The sequence below is a fragment of the Gordonia sp. p3-SID1431 genome (genome assembly GCF_025143765.1).
Taxonomy (GTDB): domain Bacteria; phylum Actinomycetota; class Actinomycetes; order Mycobacteriales; family Mycobacteriaceae; genus Gordonia; species Gordonia hongkongensis.
In genome coordinates, this window is sequence record NZ_JAMBDT010000181.1 from 1 (window position 1) to 3,198 (window position 3,198).

A 3,198-nucleotide genomic window follows, 5' to 3' on the forward strand; every position below is an offset into this window, starting at 1 on the left:
ACACCAACCCCGCACCACCCCGCCCACCACCGAGAACACCTCCCCGCCCATCACATCCGAGACAACCCGGCCCCGCCCGCCGAGACCACAGCCCACGATCGTCAGGAGCACACGATGTACGAGAAGAACGGCGACAAGTACTTCATCGTCGACGCCCACGTCCACCTCTGGGACGGACGCGAGTCCAATCAGAAGAACATCCACGGCAAGCAGTTCATCGATTGCTTCTACGACTATCACCGCAACCTCAGCCCCGAGGACAAGGTGTGGGACTACGACACCTACACCTATTACGGCCCGGACCGCCTGATGCGAGACCTCTTCGAGGAGGGGCCGGCCGACCATGCCATCTTCCAGGCCACCATCCTGAAGGACTTCTACGTCAACGGTTTCGCCCAGGTCGACGACTCGCTCAAGCTGTGCGAGGACAATCCCGGCCTGCTGACCTACAACCACGCCTACGATCCCCGCCACGGCGAGGCCGGTCTCGAGCAGCTGCGGCGCGACGCCGAGACGATGAACCTCAAGGGCGTCAAGCTCTACACGGCCGAATGGTTCGGCGACTCACGCGGATACAAGCTCGACGACGCCTGGTCGCGGCGCTATCTCGAGGAGTGCATCAAACTCGGCATCAAGAACGTCCACATTCACAAGGGCCCCACCATCCGGCCGCTGGACCGTGACGCTTTCGACGTCGCCGATGTCGACAAGGTGGCCACCGACTACCTCGACCTGAACTTCGTCATCGAGCACGTGGGCCTGCCCCGGCTCGAGGATTTCTGCTGGATCGCAACCCAGGAGTCCAACGTGTTCGGCGGTCTGGCCGTGGCGATCCCGTTCATCCACACGCGGCCGCGATACTTCGCGCAGATCATCGGCGAGCTCCTGTACTGGATCGGCGAGGACAAGATCCTCTTCGCCAGCGACTACGCGCTGTGGACCCCGCAGTGGCTGGTCGAGAAGTTCGTCGACTTCCAGATCCCCGAGGACATGACCGAGTACGCACCGATCACGGTCGAGCAGAAGAAGAAGATCCTCGGTCTGAACGCGGCCGCGCTGTACCCGCACATCGAGGTGCCCGAGGAGCTGCGGTTGCCGACCAGCGCAGCCGATCCGGATGCCGAGGTGGCGGCCGGGGCGAAGGACGCGGTGAACGCATGACCGCCCTGGACGATCGGCCGGCACTCGGCGTCGACCGGGCGAGCCGCCTCGAGCGCGACGTACTCGCTGCGCTGGACACGGTCCTCGATCCCGAACTCGACGAGCCGATCACCGATCTCGCCTTCGTCCGGTCGATCCTCCTCGAGGACGCCGGGGTGACGGTCCATCTGCGACTTCCCACCTCGTTCTGTTCGCCGAACTTCGCCTACCTCATGGGTTCGGACGCCCTCGATGCGCTCGAGGACATCGACGGGATCGGTCAGGTCCGCGTGTTGCTCGACGATCATCACGACAGCGACAAGATCAACACCGGACTCGACGCGCACGCGGGCTACAAGAGCACGTTCGGGGTGGAGGCACTCGAGAGCCTCGACGAGCTCCGACTCACGTTCCGGCGCAAAGCACACACCGCCGCGATGGAGCGCTGCGTCGCGGCCGAGCTCACCGCCGGACGCGTGCTCGTGTCCGAGGTCGACCGCCTCGCCCTGCGGGATCTTCCGCGCGGCCACCGCAAGTCGGCGCTGCTACGACGGCGGATGGAGTTGGGGCTCAGCGTGTGCCCCAACAGCCTCGTCGTCGTCGACGAGGAGGGCCGCCCGTTGCCGGCCGAACAGGTGCCGATGCGCCTGCGCTTCGCGCGCTCGGTGCGCATCTCGATGGAGGGGAACAGCCACTTCTGCCGCGGCCTGCTCGCCACCCGTTACGCCGACGACACGGCCTGCGACGGCCGGAGCGGACCCGTCATCACCGACCTCCGGACCACCCGCGACGCCATCACCCGAACGGAACAGGAGTAGACCATGCGCGCAGTCCAGGTCGTGGGTTACCACGACAAGTTGCAACTCAACGAGATTCCCGCACCGGAGGTGACCGGTCCCTTCGACGTCATCGTGAAGATCGGGGGCGCCGGCGTGTGCCGCACCGACCTGCACATCCTCGAGGGCCAGTGGGAGGAGAAATCCGGTGTGGCGCTGCCGTACACGATCGGCCACGAGAACGCGGGTTGGGTCGACGCGGTCGGGGACGCGGTCACGAACGTGGCCGTCGGCGACAAGGTGATCCTGCATCCGCTCATCACTTGCGGTCTCTGCCGGGCGTGCCGGTTCGGCGACGACGTCCACTGCGAGAACAGCCAGTTCCCGGGCATCGACACCAACGGCGGATATGCCGAATTCCTGAAAACCACCGCCCGCAGCGTCGTGCGGATCGACGATTCCCTGGAACCCGCCGACGTCGCCGCACTCGCCGACGCGGGACTCACCGCGTATCACGCCGCCGCCAAGGTCGCGCGCATGACGCGTCCCGGGGACACCTGCGTGGTGATCGGCGCCGGAGGACTGGGGCACATCGGGATTCAGGTTCTCGCGGCCATCTCGGCGGTCCGGCTCATCGTGGTGGACCGTAATCCGGACGCCGTCGAACTCGCCCAGCAGATCGGGGCCGACATCGGGATCGTCGCCGACGGTTCACATGTCGAGAAGGTTCTCGAGCTGACCGGTGGGCACGGCGCCGAGGCAGTGCTCGACTTCGTCGGCGAGGGCGGGGCCACCGCCGAGGGTACCGCGATGCTGCGGCGCGCGGGCAGCTTCTTCGTCGTCGGATACGGGGAGAACATCAACGTGCCGACCATCGACGTGATCTCCACGGAGATCAACTACATCGGCAACCTCGTCGGGTCGTACAACGACCTCGGGGAACTGATGGACCTCGCCGCGCGGGGAAAGGTGAAGCTGCACACCAGCACCTACGCCCTCGACGACTTCCAGCAGGCGCTCGACGACCTCGACGCCGGCCGGGTCCGCGGGCGGGCGATCCTCGTGCCCTGACGTCGCCGACCCTTCGAGGCTCGTCGCTTGCGCTCCTCGCACCTCAGGGAGCAGAGAAGGCAGCCCGCTTGCGCTCCTCGCACCTCAGGGAGCAGAGAAGGCAGCCCGCTTGCGCTCCTCGCACCTCAGGGAGCAGAGAAGGCAGCCCGCTTGCGCTCCTCAGGGAGTAAGGACGGCGACCCCCCTGCTCCCTGAGGAGCGAGCTTGCGAG

Annotated in this window: 3 protein-coding genes; all 3 read left to right on the top strand. The window is 66.4% G+C overall.

What is annotated here, in order from left to right:
* Positions 1 to 114: 114 nt before the first annotated feature.
* From M4D77_RS23620 to M4D77_RS23630, 3 genes are read left to right on the top strand one after another with little or no spacing between them, the layout of a single operon-like run.
* The gene (locus M4D77_RS23620; RefSeq protein ID WP_078113343.1) at positions 115 to 1,161 is read left to right on the top strand and encodes an amidohydrolase family protein; all 1,047 of its coding nucleotides are present in this window, start codon (positions 115 to 117) and stop codon (positions 1,159 to 1,161) included.
* The gene (locus tag M4D77_RS23625; RefSeq protein ID WP_078113342.1) at positions 1,158 to 1,958 is read left to right on the top strand and encodes an iron-sulfur cluster assembly protein; all 801 of its coding nucleotides are present in this window, start codon (positions 1,158 to 1,160) and stop codon (positions 1,956 to 1,958) included. The genes M4D77_RS23620 and M4D77_RS23625 overlap by 4 nt, the downstream gene beginning before the upstream one ends.
* Before the next feature lie 3 nt (positions 1,959 to 1,961).
* Complete coding sequence (locus tag M4D77_RS23630) at positions 1,962 to 2,987, top strand: NAD(P)-dependent alcohol dehydrogenase (RefSeq protein ID WP_078113341.1); 1,026 nt, start codon at positions 1,962 to 1,964, stop codon at positions 2,985 to 2,987.
* The last annotated feature ends 211 nt before the right edge of the window (positions 2,988 to 3,198 follow it).

Coding starts and splice junctions, on each gene's coding strand:
- M4D77_RS23620 (WP_078113343.1), top strand. CDS start 115: ATGTACGAGAAGAACGGCGACAAGTACTTCATCGTCGACGCCCACGTC.
- M4D77_RS23625 (WP_078113342.1), top strand. CDS start 1,158: ATGACCGCCCTGGACGATCGGCCGGCACTCGGCGTCGACCGGGCGAGC.
- M4D77_RS23630 (WP_078113341.1), top strand. CDS start 1,962: ATGCGCGCAGTCCAGGTCGTGGGTTACCACGACAAGTTGCAACTCAAC.